Here is a 16,987-nt window from a genome sequence, read left to right on the forward strand (position 1 = left end):
ATATCAGAGTGACGAGTGAATGTCAACTGTTTTTTTAAAAGTTATTTTCGATTTCGTTTTTAGAAATCTTTCAGCAACTCGTATATCATAACTTATCTTTTGTTATTTGTCAAGAACTTTTTTGAAGTTTTTCTTGATTAAATCAAGCTTTTCAATAGGTTCTTTTAAAACGACTTAGTTATCTTATCATGCGGTCACCCACACGTCAAGAACTTTTTTTAAAGTTTCTTTTAGAAAATAATCAAAGCCATTTTTCTCAAATCAACGTTGTTAAATTTACCATGTAAGACAGCAAGCGTCAATAGTAATTTTTAGTCTAATTTTGTCCCAGATGGTCGGTTCAAAAAGCAATTATTCGTCTTTTACACAAAAGTACTGGCGCTATCTGGTATATTTCCAGAAAACAACAAGAATTTACTTAACATTCATGCCAATCCAGCCTAAAATGAGTAGAAAAAAGAAACTTGAAATAAATTCAAGTTTCTTTTAGTTTCAACTATTACATCAAAAGAAAGGAACCCCTTCAACTTCGTAAGTTCCAAGAACAGAACGCATCTGACCTGAGTCTTCCCAAAGATATCCTTCGCCTAATTTTTCACTTTGGCTCTTTTGCTCTGTTTCAAAAACAAATAATGGGATATTCTCATGGTTAATATGTGTATTCGTCAACTCCATCAAGTCAATCTTACTAACATCAATATGAACAATTTCCTTCAAAAAGCTAAGTATGTTTGCTAAACCAGTCTTTTCCTCTGAAAGTTCTGCTAACGCAAACTCCAGTTTATCATCAACTGAATGGACTAAAAACTTTTTCGATCCATCCTCCAAATGCAACATGATTGTTCCAGCGACTCTTTTGCTTGCCAAAATTTCCACCTCGATCAATTTGTTCTATGGCTTACGTAAAAATTCTAGCACATTTTCAGAAAAAATACACTTTTTATTTCTTATTTTCTTTCTGTTCTAATTCCGCCAAAGCTTCACTTACCCAGATAGGAAGTTGCTCTGCAATGGTCGCAAACCCAATTTTTTTGTTTTTATTTGTAAAATATCTCTTTCTTCGATACGGAATCACGGGGCTTTTTTTCTCTAATGTACGCAATGACAAACTGATTTTTTTTGAATATTCATCAATATCAATGATCTGAACCGTTACTGGTTGGCCGACTTTTAACAAGCTATGAATACTTTTTGTATAACCTGACTGTACTTCTGAAACGTGGATCAACCCTTGCGTTTCTTCGTCTAAAGACACAAATGCGCCATAAGGCTGTATTCCAGTTATTTTTCCTTTGATTATTTGTCCAATTTTATATGTCATGTACTTCCCTCTCTTCGCATTTATCATTATACTGTAAATGTTAGAAAAAAAGAAGTTCTGAGAAGAATCAAAAATGGGGGCCATCAAATGAATGAATTTGATAAAAAAATTGCAAGAAGAAATACGGAAAGCGTCAAATGGGATTCGATAGCGCAAACTTATCATGCGAACGATCTGTTACCATTATGGGTTGCAGACATGGACTTTTTGTCTCCTACCAGTGTAAAACAGGCATTTGAAAAGTACGTTTCACATGGTCTTTTCGGGTATTCGATCATCAGCGACGAATTGTATCAAGCTGTGATTGATTGGGAGAAAGAGCAGCACGATGTCTCTTTAGCCAAAGAAAATATTACCTTCACTAGTGGGGTATTAGCTAGTTTAGCGGTTGCTATCCAGACATTTACTGAAGTAGGCGATCGTATCTTGATCCACGATCCCGTCTATCCTCCATTTGCATCTATTGTGGAAAATAACCAACGACAACTCGTACGGAGTAAATTGATAGAAAAAGACCATAAATTTATGATGGATTTTGAGGATATGGAAGAAAAAATGATTACCGAAAACGTGAAAGTAATGATCCTTTGCAATCCACATAACCCCGGTGGTCGCGTATGGACGAGAGAAGAATTGATTAAAGTAGTCGCTCTTTGCTTAAAACATGATGTTCTGCTTTTTAGCGATGAAATCCATCAAGATTTAGTTTTTGCTCCTCATACATTCACTTCAATGCTTACTATTGATGAATCTTTAAATGATTCTTTGGTCGTTTTCACTTCTGCTACAAAAACATTTAACTTAGCAGCGATCAAAAATTCAATGGTATTTATAAAAAATCCAACGTTAAAAGCAGCGTTTGAAAAGAAACTCGTGATGAATCAACAGCATGAGGTGAATACATTCGGCTTGATCGGTACCAAGGCAGCTTACGATACTGGTTCGGACTGGCTAAGCAAACTTCTCCCTTATTTAAAAAACAATGCAGAATTAGCCCAAGATTATTTCAAAGAAAACTTGCCTGGAGTACGCGTGATGATACCTGAAGGAACCTATTTGATGTGGTTGGATTTTTCTGCTTATGAAGAGGACGACCAAACTCTAGAACAGTTACTGGTAACAAAAGGAAAAGTAGTATTGAACCCTGGAATTACTTTTGGTCCTGCTGGCCACTCGCATATGCGTTTAAATCTTGCATGCCCTAAAGAAGTGTTGTTGGATGGATTGGAACGAATCAAAAAAACATTTGCCTAATAAAAAAGTCGAAGCAGCGTAACGCTGCTTCGACTTTTTATTCTTATTCTGAAATCTCAATTGTTTCAATTACAACATCGTGAACAGGTCTATCTTGTGGGCCACGTTGCGCATTTGCGATTTCATCCACTGTGTTCATGCCGTCAACGACATGTCCAAAAACAGTATGACGGAAATCAAGCCATGGTGTACCACCTTTTTTATACGCTTCGATGATTTCAGCAGGGAAACCTGCCCCTTCTAATTGACCAAGCATATTTGCAGGTACATTTTCATTATTTACGATAAAGAATTGACTACCGTTCGTATTTGGTCCTGAGTTTGCCATAGATAAAGCGCCACGTAGATTGAATAGCTCGCGGCTGAATTCATCCTCGAAACTTTCACCATAGATACTTTCGCCACCCATGCCTGTTCCAGTTGGATCGCCACCTTGGATCATAAAGTCTGGAATAACACGGTGGAAGATTACACCGTCATAGTATCCTTTTTTAGCTAATTCGATAAAGTTTTTAACAGTTTTTGGTGCTAATTCAGGAAATAATTGTACCGTGATTTCTCCTCGATTTGTTTTAATAACTGCTTTTGGACCCTTCTCATTTGCTAGATTCAATTGTGGGAATGCCATAGTATTTTCCTCCTAATTTTTATTACTACAAATGCAATAATAACATATTCTATCTAGTCACTGTTAAATGAAACACAAGAAAAATCAAAAGACTAGGTTACATAGTTTAAAACGATTATGTACCTTTTTCCGAAATGCGGATACTTATCTGCTATTTGCTTATAAGCGGATCTTATCCTCGAAACAAGTATCATACTCGAAGCACTAGTATTCGTAAATATCACATCTCTAACTGAACGAATAATTCTCTCAATAAGTGAGAAAAATTTTTATTGCTTTTTTTCAAATTCATTTATTTTTAACGGTTAATCTATTTGAGAAGAATTCTCAATTAAATTCTGCTATAGTGTGTCTATGGGGAGGAATCATTTTATGGAAATCTACGATATTACAATTATTGGTGCTGGTCCAGTAGGTATGTTTGCAGCCTTCTACGCAGGTATGCGGCAAGCGAAAACAAAGATTATTGATAGTTTACCTCAATTAGGAGGGCAATTATCGACACTTTACCCTGAAAAATATATCTATGACATTCCTGGGTACCCGGCAATCAAAGCGAGTGAACTGGTAGGAAATCTTGAAAAGCAATTGACAACGTTCAATCATACCTTTCAATTAAATGAAGAAGTCCTTTCAATCACGAAGGATGAAGATATCATTGAAATTACTACAACAAAAGGAATCCATTATTCTAAAGCAGCAATTTTAACTTTGGGGAATGGCTCTTTTCAACCTAGAAAATTGAATTTACCTGATGCAACCACTTATGAAAACCATGGCATTGATTATTTTGTAAATGATTTGATGAAATATGCAGGAAAAAAGGTCGCAATTGCTGGTGGTGGCGACTCCGCAATTGACTGGGCTTTGATGCTTGAACCTATTGCAAGTGAAGTTTATTTGATCCATCGGCGTTCTGAATTCAGAGGCCATGAACATAGTGTGAACCTATTAAAGTCTTCTTCTGTCAATCTATTGACTCCCTATCTTATCGAGAGTTTGTCTGGCGAAAATGGTGAATTAACAGATATCCGTTTACAAATGGTCAAGAGTGATGAAACAATCGATTTGATGGTTGATTCCTTAATTGTTAATTATGGCTTTACATCGAATCTTGAACATCTTGCTACGTGGGGGCTCGAAAGCTCAAGAAATGCTATTGCTGTAAATTCCGATATGTCTACTTCTGTTCCCGGTATCTATGCGGCGGGAGATATCTGCTCTTATGATGGGAAAGTAAAGTTGATTGCGACTGGTTTCGGTGAAGCTCCAACTGCTGTTAACAATGCGCTACATTTCATCAATCCTAAAGAGCGGGCACAACCTGGGCATAGTACAAGTCTATATGACAACACGATGCGAAGAAAATAACTATTTTTCAGATGATATGAGTACAACCTGACAGGGCTATCTCAAATGATCATTTTTTACTTTTTCATCCGAATGAGCTACCATTAACTCGATAGGAAATGGTAAAAAAGGAGGAACAACATGGTTATAAAAACTGAAACTTTAGAAGAAAAAGCACGGGATCTATTGAAAGAGCGTGGCGTAGAAACAGCTGACATTGCAGAATTAGTGATGTTTTTACAAAAAGATTATATCTCTGATCTTACTTTGGCGGATTGCATCGAAAGCATCAATGCTGTTTTAACGAAACGGGAAGTGCATAACGCGATCATCACAGGTGTGCAATTGGATATCTTAGCTGAAGAAAACAAATTGATGGCTCCTTTGCAACATATTATTGAAGATGACGAAGGACTGTATGGGATAGATGAAATATTAGCGTTATCGATCGTGAATGTCTACGGAACGATTGGTTTTACGAACTATGGCTACATCGACAAAGTAAAACCTGGTATCCTAAAAAAATTAAACAGTCATGATGGAAAAAACGTGCATACATTTTTAGATGATATCGTGGGAGCGATTGCTGCTTCTGCTGCTAGTCGTCTCGCGCATCAAGAACCAGAAAAGCGGAGCCGATTAACTCAGTAATACAAATCTATAAGAAGTAAATGAAAGCTGAAACTTGATCGAAAAAAGGAAGGAACTCTACTAACGTCTATACGTTGTGTGAGTCCTTCCTTTTTATTTTTCTTTTTTTAATTCTCTTTTTCCAATAAAAATGAACAATGCAAAAAACAGTTCAATTAAAACAAAAAACAAAATAAAACTATGCATAAAAAACTGTTCTGGCAATACATTTATGATTGGATCAGTAGCTGGATTGAATAGCCAGTCTTCATTATTAAAAATGGTTTCATGAAAAAGAATGAAGAAACGATCGAATCCTATCGCCATGAAAAAACCTAATACGATCGGTACGAACATACCAATCTGGAATGGGCGGATCAAACGCCAAAATCGTTTATTTTTCTTCAAGTAAACAAGAAAATAAATACTAGGAATCAACGTAACGGCCAATACAAGATAATCGATCAGAAAAAGCCGTTTGACTTCGAAAAAGTGATGCGCACCACTTGCTGATACTGGAAAATCAGGTAATCTTAATCCTTTTTCAAACGGATTATTCAAATACCCCATCAAATGATCAAAGTTTTTTAACAATGTATCCTGATCAAGCGTTGTATACCTTAGGATATTCAAATGATCGATATCAAACACATACAATGGGCGAAAGTTGATGGTTATAGCAATAGCTAAACTGATCAACAGGAGGAACAAGCTGATTATTCCAGCATATTCTCCCCAGATCCATCTCTTATTTTTCATATTAGAAACTCCAGTCGTCTAAAGAATCCAAGACATGCGTAGCCGGAATCGGCAAATTGGGAATATCCTCTTTCTTCGTAAAACCAGATAACACTAATAGCGTATCGATACCATTACGGATACCTGCTTGAATATCTGTTTCATAATTATCCCCAACCATGACTACTTCTTCTTTTTTCAGTCCCAACTGCTCCACTGCTTTATCCATGATAATTGCTTCAGGTTTGCCAATATAAATGGGTGGTGTCTGTGTAGCTGTTTCAACAAAAGAGATCACAGAACCAGCTCCCGGTAGCAATCCGCGTTCTGTTGGGATATTTTTATCTGGATTCGTTCCAATAAAAGTCGCACCCTTTTGAATAGCTAAAGTTGCTTTCACAACCTTCTCATAAGTTAAATAATTATCTAGACCAACAACAACATAATCTGGATCTGCTTCCTCCCACTCGAAACCTGCTTCTAAAATCAAATCGATCAGACCAGCTTCGCCGATCACATATACTTTATTGCCCTTGTTGTCAGCTTTCATATAATCGATTGTCGCAAGTGTAGCTGTATAAACAGTTTTTGGTTCAACGTGGATATCAAATTCATTTGCTAATCGGTTGGCGACTGTTTCTGGGCTCTTAGTTGTATTGTTGGTCACAAAAATAAACGGTAAGTTTCTTTTTTGCAACTCTTCCACAAAACGTTTACCTGCTGGGATCGGCTCTGTTCCGCGATAAATTGTTCCATCTAAATCAATCAAGTATCCTTTATAACTCATCTCTTCACTACTCTTCCCTTTGTCTTATCGTAAAGTTCGTATTTGATTTTGGTTTTGCTGTATTCACTTTTGGTTTTACTGTTTCTTTGTTTGTTTGGTTTGTATTTCTTTTTTTGATGACCGGTTTTTTGTGATTTGAAGCTACGGGTACTTTCTTCTCATCAATATACGCCCGACCTTGGTTTTTCTTTTTTCTGCGACGTTGTGTACTTTTTTCTTTTTTGCCACCGATTCGCTCGATCACAAAATAAGCACAACCAAAATTGCAATATTCATACAAATAATCTTCTAGAGAGTCAATTCGTTGTTCTGGATGAGCACGTCTATTGTCTTCACGGAAAAAACCTTTTAATCTTAACTGTTCATAGCCCCAGTCACCAACGATATAATCATACCTAGATAATACATCACTGTATCTTTCACCTAATTTTTCAGAATCAAACCCTTCACGATAATTCGTTACAAGTCGATACTGTCTTTCACCAATCAAAAAATTGGTTTCATCTAAAAAAGTAATTATTTCTCCTTTTACTTTTTCTGGTTTTGGTTCCTCAATGATTTCTTCTATGACTGCCGTAATCTCTTCTGTCACAGTCTCATCTTCACTAGTTTCTGTTATGTTTTTTTCTTTTCTTTCGGATTCAACGTTTTGTTGCTTTTTTTGTTTAGCCGACATGCTTTCACCACCTATCTTTCACATTATACCTTGTTTTTATTTTATTGGATAGTAAGCATTTAGGTAATTGCCTACGACACTTCGAATAAATTCTGGAAATAAGAACTCATTTTCTCCTGCAATTTCAATTGTTGGGAAAAAAGGAATGAACATGAAATGATCAACCGTAGTAAACGTGTACTTTTTTTCCAAGTCTATTGGTTTATTCAGCCAATAGACTTGATGATTTATCGCATCATATGAAATACCGCTATAAACGATCTGACCAAATATCTTACCTCGAAATCCCATTCCTTTCATAGGAAAATTCCGTAAAAAAGCTCGATTTTTTTCAATTTCTAATACTAAACGTATCAGATCACTTCCTTTGAGCGTAACATTCAACAGATGCATTGGATGAGGTAATGCCGTGTGGAGTTGATCTTGGTCTACGATGCCCTCTGGAATACTGGTTAAAAACAACCCGCTGTTTAAGATAGCACCCTCCGTTTTCCCTCTATATTTAATTGCTTCTAGTGCTTCATGGATAAACGAATATTCGTCATAGATATCTAGTGATAATTCAAAAGGGATCTCTGCCACTTTTTTCTCTGCTAACAACTGATGGCCTCTGTTCAAATATTCCTCGATTTCTTGTTCATCTTCGGCAAAAGACGTCATTGAATCAGTAGGTATCGCTTTGGCAGAATGAGCAACGATCTTTTTCTCTTCATCGATCGTTAAATGTACTTCACCAACATATTGTCCATACTTGCCTGCCGCAGCCAGTTGAACAGTATTGATTACTCGCCCCTCTTTAAATAAATGATGGGTATGTGACCCTAAGATAACATCAATAGCAGGTAAATCCATCGCAATTTGACTATCGTCTTGAATCCCTAAATGACTCATCAAAACTAAAACGTCCACAGTTGATCGTAACTCTTCAACAAGTTCTGGCAAGATGTCATAGGGATTACGGATATCCCAACCATTCGGACTATAAGTCAGAGGAAAAGGTGCAGTAAACGCAATCAATCCGATTTTGGTATGCTCGGGCGTTTCGATCACTTTGAAACGTTTTGCCCATTTTGGTGGCTGTAACGTGTTTTTATCAAATAAATTATCTAACAAAATATCAAAGTTTGCTTGATCGTATAGGTGATTCAATTCTTTCTTAGCATTTCCCACACCTTCATTGTTTCCTATCGTCGCCGCATCATAACCTACTTCATTCATCAGTTCAACATTTGCTTGACCATTTGTTGCTTCTGATAATGGATGCCAACGATCAGTAAAGTCACCGAGATCAACTGTGATCGTCGTTATCCCTTTCTTTTCGTTTTCTCGCTTTTTTTGATCGATGAACCGTCTGATTTTTGGCCAATTTTCTAAATGTGAATGTAAATCATTGGTATGTAAAAGAACTATATTTTCCATTTTATTTATTCGCCTCACTTTACTTAATAATACCATAGGGGATTTGAATGTTCACTTTGAAGGGATTCCTTTAACCAAGTCTCTCTTTCATTTATCAGCTGATTCGACATACATAAAAAAGAGCTGGCCCAATGAATGGGACAACTCTTTCAACTTTTCGAATAAATGGCTGCTATTGATGGATATACGGTGGACTCAATCGAGCATGTACCACGCTCGCTGCTTATTGGTCCCAGTTACTTGGCATAACTACATTCTCTTATCCACTATGTATAAAATACAGATAAATTGCAAAAAAAAATGCGGATAAATCAACTGATTTATCACGCTTACGATCAATCTATTCAATCAGACACATGGCGGATCCTGCTTAGTGCTGCTTCCTTCCAGATCTGACACGCTTCACAAGCCCACCATTGTCCTAGCCTTTCGGCAAAGATTATTATAACTCATTTTCAGTAATTTGACCAGACTTTTTTGCTTTCTTTTTTCTTGCACGAAGTTCTCGGAAAAAATCTGTTAAGAGTTTCCCGCAGTCTTCTTCTAAAATACCGCCTTCGACAAAAGCTTGATGGTTAAAACGTTCGTCTTCAAGAAGGTTCATCAATGTACCCGCAGTACCACCTTTTGGATCAAACGCACCAAAATAGACTTCTTTTACACGTGAAAGAATCATTGCCCCACTGCACATCGGACAAGGTTCTAAGGTGACATATAGCTGTGCTTCTTCTAATCTCCAGCTTCCGACCTTTTGACACGCTTCTTTGATAGCGATCATTTCTGCATGAGTCGTAGCATCCTGTGTTGTTTCTCGTAAGTTGTATCCTCGCCCGATAACCTCATTGTCTAGTACAACGATTGCCCCGATTGGCACTTCTTCTAATTCATGTGCTTTTTTCGCTTCTTCTATAGCTAAACGCATCCAATATTCTTTTTCTTGCACTTTTTGTTCGTCCACTTTTAAAATTCCTCTGCTTTTTATTTCTTGTTTAACTGTAGCATATGTCAAAAAGGTTGTAACTAGCTTTTTTTCTTATGGTAAACTATAGGGGAGGTGAATCCCATGAATATGACCAAACTGATTGAACTTTATCCCAATGCGCAAAGAAAGAAACATCCTGCTTCTGATGAAAAGATTCTTTCTTTGTTGATAGAAAATGAGTTCTTATGGATTGAAAAAAACTCTTTGTCTTCTCAGGAATTGAATCTTTTGGAAGCGCTATTCCCTAATACGATCAACGCAACTACTCATGTATGGTATCAGTTTCTCTTTGAAAACAAGCCTATTTCTCTAGATAACAGTTACCGTATCATTCAATTACACGTCACACCTAGAACTGGCTTTCTCAAAAAAGAGTGGCAAGAAACTATCCGCGAAATGTTCTTTTCTCTCGAAGATTTTTTCTTTTATACTGAGACAGATGCACTGATCATTGAAAAAAAACAAACGGGCTATCTTGATGTTACCGAACTTAACGGGATTTTTCTTTCGCTTGATACTGACTTTGATATAACCACACAAGCATTCATTGGAACATTTCATTTACCTACACAAGATCTTCCTGATTTGTTTTTTGAAGAACGAAAGATTTTCTTACAGGAAAAGCAACATTTGGGTGCCTACAATCGTACCACTACATTGTCAGAAATCGCTCTTCAACATTACACAAGGGAAACAATCGAAAAGAGTTCCTTGATGCATAGCTATCGAGAAATACTAAAACAAGCAGAAATGGAAGGAATCATCTTGGAGCTTTGGCGAAATCTAGGAAATATCAGCTCTACCGCTAAAGCGTTGTTTCTCCATCGAAACACGTTGAAATATAAAATTGAGAAGTTCCAAGAACAAACCGGGTTCAATTTAAAAGAAGCAAATGATCTCCTTTTTTGCTATCTTATTCTGTTGCAAAACTGATTTCTAAATAAGAACGTGGGACAAAAGTAAGAAAACACTTCTGTCCCAGCCTTTTTTTCCAATTTCTCAAACCTAAGCGACTTTTATCTCGATCTCTTCTTTTTATTTTTGGGGCATTGCCCCAATCCCTGTTTCTAACTTTTTATTAGCCATTGCTCTCATCACTTTTCATCTCTTTAAAAGCCTCAGATAGAGTTAGCAACATAGCTGAAAAAGCAAACGTTGCTAACAAACTAAATATAATGGTTTTGAAGCCTTTAAAATTATGATGGACGTAAATTGAAGTTAAGTTCCACACAATAAAAGGTGTGAGCCAATAAATAACCCATGAAATACTCGTTCGTAAATTAAGTTTTAAAACACCAAGAATTAACAAGGCATACCCCCCATAATAAAGAATAATTAACCAATCGAAAGAAGTATGAAAGAGTACCGATAATATCCAGTAAAACACAGCTGATAAACCGAGTGTAAATAATACACGACCAACGATATTTAGTTTCTTATACCACTTTGTAAAAGTATTCAATTTGTCATTCTCCTTTATATTGTAGTTACGCTTAGATAGCTTAATTTTTTTTGCAATACGCATAAGAGTATAGTACAAAAATATGTAAACATAAGACACGGTATCCAAATGTTCGATTTACTTTCCCTCAAAATAAAAACGTTTGCAAAACAAATTAATAAATTATAACTACCAATAAAACGAATTATGGGTAGCATTAAAAATCTAATAATATCCTACTATAATTTTTCTAAATCTATTTATGCCTGATAATTTTTACAAACCAAAATTACTAAAATACATCAACAGTAATCCAAATACTAAAAATACACCACATCTTAATAAAACAAAAATTGGTCAAAAAAACTGTTAACCAATCAGAATCAATTTTACCTTTAATTTTTAACAGCACTGATACTATAGTTATTACCACTGAAATAGCTATGAATAAGGATATTATAGTAAAAATACTGTCATCAACATAACCTACCTTTCTATTTTTACTAAAACAGCACACTATTCTTTACAAAGTTCTCTTTAATACTGTTATCGGTTAATGATATTAACGTAATTATAACATCATTACACTTCTAGTAATATTTTTCTTTGTATGGATAACTAAAATTTTCCGCTAGCCCCTCCATCTTGAGCCCTCGTTGGACAGACGAACAAGGTCAATGGAAATTTCTATACCGGATTTTGGTTTAAAAACACCCTGGATGAAACACCAGTATATTGTCTGCTTCATAACGTTGATTCACAAATTGCTTTTTTAGTTTTCTTTGGCTAATTCGCCCAAAAATTCTTGATAATTTTTGGGCGAATTAGTTCTTCTGGCACGATGCCAAGCCACGGAAGTTTCCAATGAGTTGCTCCAGCGAAAAAAGTGCGTTGAGTCCAATACCGAAAACCAACTACCGCGAACTCACAAAAAGCTAAGAACTAAGGTATTTAGACTATTTCCTCAGCGCCTAGCTTTTTGACTATTCTGACTTACTACCAATATCATCTGATCAACTTAAGGCTAACATCCGTTCAAGGGCCTTTAAAGTTGATTTTGTGGTTCTTTCATCGACTGTGATCTGGTTGACGACTTCACCTTGCACCAATTGTTCCAAAGACCAAGCTAAATGAGGCAAACGGATGCGATTCATCGTCAAACAGGCACAGGAACGAGGATTCAAAAAACTGATTTTTTTATCGGTAAAGGTGTCCTTCATTCGACCGACAAGATTATTATCAGTTCCAATCGCCCAATGACTACCCGCCGGAGCCGCCGACACCACCTGCAAGATTTTATTGGTGGAGCCATACTCGTCGGCCAACGCCACTACTTCCTGAGGACATTCAGGGTGGACGATTATGTTAATCTCAGGGTCAGCTTGCTTTAAGGCTTTGATCTGACCTGAGGTAAATTGTTGGTGCACCGAACACCAGCCATCCCAGAGAATCACTCTTGGGTCAGTTTCAGCGGAGGCAATCAGTTCATTTTTACGGGGATTCCACAGGGCCATGTCTGATAAAGGAATGCCCATACCAAAAGCTGTATTGCGGCCTAAATGTTGATCCGGTAAAAAAAAGATTCGCTTCTTCTGCTTGAATGCCCATTTCAACACCTGGGTCGCATTACTGGAAGTTACGGTAAACTCCCCCATGTTCCCCAACAAAAGCTTTCACGGCAGCAGTCGAATTAATATAGGTAATCGGTAAAATTTCAGCAGGATATTTCTCCTGTAGTTGCTCCCAAGCGGCCTGTAGTTGATAACGATCCGCCATATCTGCCATCGTGCAACCCGCAGTCAAATCTGGCAAGATTACTTGCTGATTGGCTTCTGTCAACATATCAGCTGTTTCCGCCATAAAATGGACGCCACAAAAAACGATATATTTCGCCGTTTTATTTTTGGCGGCAAGCTGAGCCAATTGTAAAGAATCCCCTACCTCATCGGCCAAGTCCACAATCTCATCTTTTTGATAGTGATGAGCCAAGATTAATAGCCGCGAACCGAATTGTTTTTTGGCTGCCAGAATTTTTTCTGTTAGCTGACTTGCTGAAGCATTAAAATAATCCTGCGCGATGCGTTGACCTTGAAATTCTGTCAAAATGCTCATCCTTTTACTCCTTCCTTACTATTGAAACTGATATCTAAAGCTGTTACTGAGTGGGTCAGAAAGCCTAGAGAAATGCAATCTGCCCCCGTTCCTTGATAGTTCGCGATATTTTCTAATGTAATCCCACCAGAAATTTCAGTGGTGATACCGGCGGGGACCAGCTGCTGAAATTCCTTGACTTCAGTGGGCGTGCGGTTATCGAACATAATCACATCCACCTGAGCCTCAATCGCCGCCTGCAATTCTTCTTTTGTTTCCACTTCCACTTCGATTTTTACCATGTGGCCTAATTGTTGGCGGGCTTTTTTAACGGCGGTTGGTATCCCGCCGGCAAAGGAGATATGATTATCCTTTAACATCACCCCATCGTCTAAACCAAAACGATGATTAAACCCACCACCTTGTGTCACCGCGTACTTGTCAAACAATCGCAGCCCTGGCGCCGTCTTGCGGGTATCGCAGATTTTGATACTTGGGTCAGCGAGACGCTCACAAGCAATCCTAGTCGCGGTGGCAATTCCTCCCATTCGCTGCCATAGATTCAAGATTGTCCGTTCGCCGGTTAACAGTGTGCGAATCGGTCCGGTGACTTTTGCCAAAATAGTTCCTGCCGATTGATAACTTCCTTCTGCCACTAGCGGTGTAAATTCCACCTGTCCTCCTAATAATTCATAGACTAACGGGGCAATGAATAAACCACAAACTACTCCATCAGCCTTTAGAAGAAAGGTTCCTTCCCCTTGAGCTTCGACGGGAAAGATTGTTTCACTGGAAAGATCACCAAAACCGAGATCTTCATTGAGAAATAAGTGTAATGCGTCTTTTACTGCAATCTGATTCATCTTAATTTTTCCTCCAGGCATGGGCCCCTAAATTTTCTTTGCGTGCCAAGGCTGCTTGAGCAATTGCTTCAGCCACTAAGCACAAATTTGCTGTTTCTAATTCAGTTAAACTATAGTGGGCTGGTAAAGATTGAAAATCAAACTGGGCCAGCCAAGTTAAAAATTCCTCGATTTCTGTTGGACTTCGTTGGATTACCAGCGCTGCCCAAGCCCGAGTTTGCAATGCTGCTTTATCCGGTAAAGTAAATTTATCGGCTAGCTTTTGAGAAATAGGTGTTGTCGTTTTTGTTTCGTCGGGTAAATCCGCAATCTCTTGGGCTACTTGGTGACTAAAGACAACGCACTCCAATAAGGAATTACTGGCTAAGCGATTCGCGCCATGAACTCCGGTACAAGCGGCCTCTCCGACTGCATACAATCCTGGCAAGCTAGTAGCACCAGTTTGATCCGTAGCAATCCCCCCCATCATAAAATGTGCCCCTGGTCGAACCGGAATCAAATTGTTTTGCCGAAATGGAATTTGATGGCGATCGATTAATTGGGTAATCTGGGGGAAATGTGTTTCAAAATCTTGTACTTCCCTCAGATCCAAGAAAATTTGATGACCGGCTTGATATTCTGCGGTCAATGCCCGTGCCACGATGTCGCGTGGAGCTAGGTCTTGCATTGGATGGACCTCCTTCATCACTAGGCGACCATGCTCATCAACTAAATGGGCCCCCGCTCCCCGGACAGCTTCGGAAATCAAGCCGTAACACTTTCCATCCTGGGTTAATAATGTCGGATGAAATTGAACAAATTCCATATCCGCTAAGCTACTCCCGCTCGGATAGCTAAAGCCGCTCCATCGCCGGTGATGGTTTCGTCATTAGTGGTCAAAGGATACAACCCGCCGATGCCACCAGTTGCTAAAATGACAGCATCCCCATAAAGTTGTGTAGGTTCTCGGGTTTCACTCAGATATTCCACCCCGATACAGCGTCCCTCTCCTAAGAGCAAACGAGTCACCGGCTGATTTTCTTTGATTTCCACTTGCGCCAAATGTTCATGGGCAAAGCGTGTCAGATATTTACCGGTCTGATCTCCATGACAATGTAAAATTCCAGGAAAACTATGGGCTCCTTCCAAACCAAATTGCCAATTTCCTTGCTCATCTTGATCAAAAGCCATTCCTTGTTGAATCATCTTCTCGATCGCTGTGACCCCATTTTTGACTAATAGGCTCGTTGCCGCCGGATCATTATGAAAAACACCGGCTTTGAGAGTATCTTGATAGTGGGCCCGCCAATTATCATCTGGTGACATAGCAACAGCAATTCCCCCTTGTGCTAGCATCGAATTGCAATCGGTCAATTTTTTTTTGGTAAACAATGTCACTTTACATTGCTCCTGTAAGCTAGTGGCAGTCAAACTACCGGCTAGGCCTCCACCAACAATAATTACTGTTTTTGTTTTCATCTTAAATCGATCCCCAATATGTTTGTGTCTTGACAATAATATGCACCTATTCTACCATACATGTCAAGACAGTTTAGAAAGGAGTTTCTATGAACTATTTTGATTATGCGGCAACTACACCAATGTCAGCGATTGCATTAAAAGTTTACCTTGAAACAGCAGAAAAATATTATGGGAATCCCTCCAGCGACCACCCCATTGGACAGGCTGCTCAACAATTATTGAGCCATTGCCGGCAAGTCTTTAGCGAACTGGTTGAGAAACCAGCCGAAAGTTTGATTTTCACCAGTGGCGGAACCGAAAGTAATCAATTGGCTTTAGCTTTGAGTTTAAAACTACTTCCAAAAGAAAGACGTGAAGTGTTGGTCAGCCCGATTGAACATCCCTCATTACTTTATGCTTTGGCCGCTGATCCAACGATTCGGGTAAAAAAACTGCCCCTTGATCAGCAAGGAAAAATTTCACCGGCTGTTTTCGCTGAAGCACTAACAGATCAGACGGGACTGGTGGTTATCCAACAACCGATTGATGCCTTGGCCAAGATAGCTCGCCAACACAAAATCCTGTTTCACTGCGATTGTGTCCAGAGTTTTGGTAAACAGCCTTTACCAAAAGGTATCAGCTCTTTTAGTGCCGCCAGTCATAAGCTCGCTGGTCCCAAAGGCTGTGGCTTACTGTATCTTGATTCAACAGTCGCTTTTCGCCCCCTCAGTCCTGGAACGACGCAGGAACACGGTTTTCGTGGTGGGACGCAAGATTTGCCGGCCATTGCGGCTTTTACTCAGGCGGCTAGTGAAGCCTTTAAGGAAATGTCGCAAAATCTGACTTATTTTCGGAGGCTTCAACAGGCTTTGGTAAATGATTTGCCTGATTGGAAGTTCGTTGCGGGGGATTTTCCAGGAATCCTCGGATTATTTTCCCCCTCCCTTGGCGCCAGCGATCTTGTGACGGCGATGGCGGAAAGAGATTTCGCCTTATCGACGACTGCGGCTTGCAACAGTCGTGAGTTAGTCGATCCCAGCTTAGCCGCATTAGGACTGGACAAAAATCAAGCAGATCACTTTTTTCGAGTCTCATTCAGTTCAGCGACGACCCTTGACCAAGTCCACCAGTTGGCTCAAACGTTAAGGGAAATCACGGATGCTGCCTCCTAACAAAATTTATAATGTATGTACTAGACAATAAAAACTTCCTGATGATGGCTGTAGGCTAAACCACCTTTGATCAGTCGACTACAGCCTATTAGGTCTGAAGACAATAATAAAAAAAGCTTAAAAGACTAGTCAAACGGTCTTTGGAAAATTCCTTTTCCTTGCTCGTTGACTAGTCTTTTAAGCTTAACTCGATAG

At 38.7% G+C, this 16,987-nt stretch carries 18 protein-coding genes, 1 other RNA gene and 1 pseudogene; 5 read left to right on the plus strand and 15 right to left on the minus strand.

What is annotated here, in order from left to right:
- Positions 1 to 504: 504 nt before the first annotated feature.
- Together ED2_RS01225 and ED2_RS01230 are read right to left on the minus strand one after the other, a co-directional pair.
- The gene (locus ED2_RS01225) at positions 505 to 867 is read right to left on the minus strand and encodes a hypothetical protein (protein WP_005876724.1); all 363 of its coding nucleotides are present in this window, start codon (positions 865 to 867) and stop codon (positions 505 to 507) included.
- Positions 868 to 940: 73 nt separating this feature from the next.
- Positions 941 to 1,321 carry a CvfD/Ygs/GSP13 family RNA-binding post-transcriptional regulator gene (locus ED2_RS01230; RefSeq protein ID WP_005876722.1) on the minus strand — a complete coding sequence of 127 codons (381 nt, stop codon included), beginning with the start codon at positions 1,319 to 1,321 and terminating at the stop codon, positions 941 to 943.
- A gap of 87 nt (positions 1,322 to 1,408) precedes the next feature.
- On the opposite strand from ED2_RS01230, the gene ED2_RS01235 reads away from it, so the two are divergent.
- On the plus strand, positions 1,409 to 2,575 hold the full coding sequence (locus ED2_RS01235) for a MalY/PatB family protein (RefSeq protein WP_016177736.1): 1,167 nt from the start codon (positions 1,409 to 1,411) through the stop codon (positions 2,573 to 2,575).
- A 43-nt stretch (positions 2,576 to 2,618) separates the two neighbouring features.
- Here ED2_RS01235 and ED2_RS01240 read toward each other — a convergent pair whose 3' ends face one another.
- The gene (locus ED2_RS01240; protein ID WP_005876718.1) at positions 2,619 to 3,203 is read right to left on the minus strand and encodes a peptidylprolyl isomerase; all 585 of its coding nucleotides are present in this window, start codon (positions 3,201 to 3,203) and stop codon (positions 2,619 to 2,621) included.
- A gap of 372 nt (positions 3,204 to 3,575) precedes the next feature.
- Between ED2_RS01240 and ED2_RS01245 the strand changes: the two genes are divergently transcribed.
- Together ED2_RS01245 and ED2_RS01250 are read left to right on the plus strand one after the other, a co-directional pair.
- Entirely contained in the window at positions 3,576 to 4,574 is a 999-nt protein-coding gene (locus ED2_RS01245; RefSeq protein ID WP_005876716.1) for an NAD(P)/FAD-dependent oxidoreductase, read from the plus strand.
- A 120-nt stretch (positions 4,575 to 4,694) separates the two neighbouring features.
- The gene (locus tag ED2_RS01250; protein WP_005876714.1) at positions 4,695 to 5,204 is read left to right on the plus strand and encodes a phosphatidylglycerophosphatase A family protein; all 510 of its coding nucleotides are present in this window, start codon (positions 4,695 to 4,697) and stop codon (positions 5,202 to 5,204) included.
- A gap of 93 nt (positions 5,205 to 5,297) precedes the next feature.
- On the opposite strand, the gene ED2_RS01255 is transcribed toward ED2_RS01250, so the two are convergent.
- The 6 genes from ED2_RS01255 to tadA all read right to left on the minus strand — a co-directional run bounded on the left by ED2_RS01255 (position 5,298) and on the right by tadA (position 9,761).
- A complete protein-coding gene (locus tag ED2_RS01255) occupies positions 5,298 to 5,942 on the minus strand; it encodes a TIGR01906 family membrane protein (protein WP_005876712.1) in 645 nt (214 codons plus the stop codon).
- A gap of 1 nt (position 5,943) precedes the next feature.
- Positions 5,944 to 6,708 carry a TIGR01457 family HAD-type hydrolase gene (locus tag ED2_RS01260; RefSeq protein WP_016177735.1) on the minus strand — a complete coding sequence of 255 codons (765 nt, stop codon included), beginning with the start codon at positions 6,706 to 6,708 and terminating at the stop codon, positions 5,944 to 5,946.
- 7 nt (positions 6,709 to 6,715) lie between these two features.
- On the minus strand, positions 6,716 to 7,384 hold the full coding sequence (locus ED2_RS01265) for a YutD family protein (RefSeq protein ID WP_016177734.1): 669 nt from the start codon (positions 7,382 to 7,384) through the stop codon (positions 6,716 to 6,718).
- Positions 7,385 to 7,420: 36 nt separating this feature from the next.
- Positions 7,421 to 8,803, minus strand: a complete 1,383-nt coding sequence (locus ED2_RS01270) for a bifunctional metallophosphatase/5'-nucleotidase (protein ID WP_005876706.1) — start codon at positions 8,801 to 8,803, stop codon at positions 7,421 to 7,423.
- Between the two features lie 341 nt (positions 8,804 to 9,144).
- Positions 9,145 to 9,231: signal recognition particle sRNA small type (gene ffs / locus ED2_RS01275), an RNA gene on the minus strand.
- A 14-nt stretch (positions 9,232 to 9,245) separates the two neighbouring features.
- Positions 9,246 to 9,761, minus strand: coding sequence for a tRNA adenosine(34) deaminase TadA (gene tadA / locus ED2_RS01280; RefSeq protein WP_005876704.1), 516 nt, complete (start codon positions 9,759 to 9,761; stop codon positions 9,246 to 9,248).
- Between the two features lie 105 nt (positions 9,762 to 9,866).
- Between tadA and ED2_RS01285 the strand changes: the two genes are divergently transcribed.
- Entirely contained in the window at positions 9,867 to 10,718 is an 852-nt protein-coding gene (locus ED2_RS01285; protein ID WP_005876702.1) for a helix-turn-helix domain-containing protein, read from the plus strand.
- A gap of 145 nt (positions 10,719 to 10,863) precedes the next feature.
- Here ED2_RS01285 and ED2_RS01290 read toward each other — a convergent pair whose 3' ends face one another.
- The 6 genes and pseudogenes from ED2_RS01290 to ED2_RS16255 form a co-directional block, all read right to left on the minus strand.
- On the minus strand, positions 10,864 to 11,247 hold the full coding sequence (locus tag ED2_RS01290; RefSeq protein WP_016177733.1) for a hypothetical protein: 384 nt from the start codon (positions 11,245 to 11,247) through the stop codon (positions 10,864 to 10,866).
- A 992-nt stretch (positions 11,248 to 12,239) separates the two neighbouring features.
- Positions 12,240 to 12,881, minus strand: a complete 642-nt coding sequence (locus ED2_RS16490; protein ID WP_016177732.1) for a quinolinate synthase NadA — start codon at positions 12,879 to 12,881, stop codon at positions 12,240 to 12,242.
- Positions 12,853 to 13,338: a quinolinate synthase NadA gene (gene nadA, locus ED2_RS16495; protein WP_016177731.1), complete on the minus strand. Its 486-nt coding sequence runs from the start codon at positions 13,336 to 13,338 to the stop codon at positions 12,853 to 12,855. Before nadA ends, ED2_RS16490 begins: the two co-directional genes overlap by 29 nt.
- On the minus strand, positions 13,335 to 14,180 hold the full coding sequence (gene nadC / locus ED2_RS01300) for a carboxylating nicotinate-nucleotide diphosphorylase (protein ID WP_005876697.1): 846 nt from the start codon (positions 14,178 to 14,180) through the stop codon (positions 13,335 to 13,337). Before nadC ends, nadA begins: the two co-directional genes overlap by 4 nt.
- 1 nt (position 14,181) lies before the next feature.
- A complete protein-coding gene (locus ED2_RS16250) occupies positions 14,182 to 14,256 on the minus strand; it encodes a hypothetical protein (protein WP_238026621.1) in 75 nt (24 codons plus the stop codon).
- 333 nt (positions 14,257 to 14,589) lie between these two features.
- Positions 14,590 to 15,638, minus strand: a pseudogene (locus ED2_RS16255) (FAD-dependent oxidoreductase); the annotation flags it as partial.
- Positions 15,639 to 15,727: 89 nt separating this feature from the next.
- Between ED2_RS16255 and ED2_RS01315 the strand changes: the two are divergent.
- Positions 15,728 to 16,792 (plus strand): cysteine desulfurase family protein, encoded by a 1,065-nt coding sequence (locus tag ED2_RS01315; protein WP_060789675.1) that lies wholly within the window; start codon positions 15,728 to 15,730, stop codon positions 16,790 to 16,792.
- Positions 16,793 to 16,987 lie beyond the last annotated feature (195 nt).

The sequence above is a fragment of the Enterococcus durans NBRC 100479 = LMG 10746 genome, assembly GCF_001544215.1.
Lineage (GTDB): Bacteria > Bacillota > Bacilli > Lactobacillales > Enterococcaceae > Enterococcus_B > Enterococcus_B durans.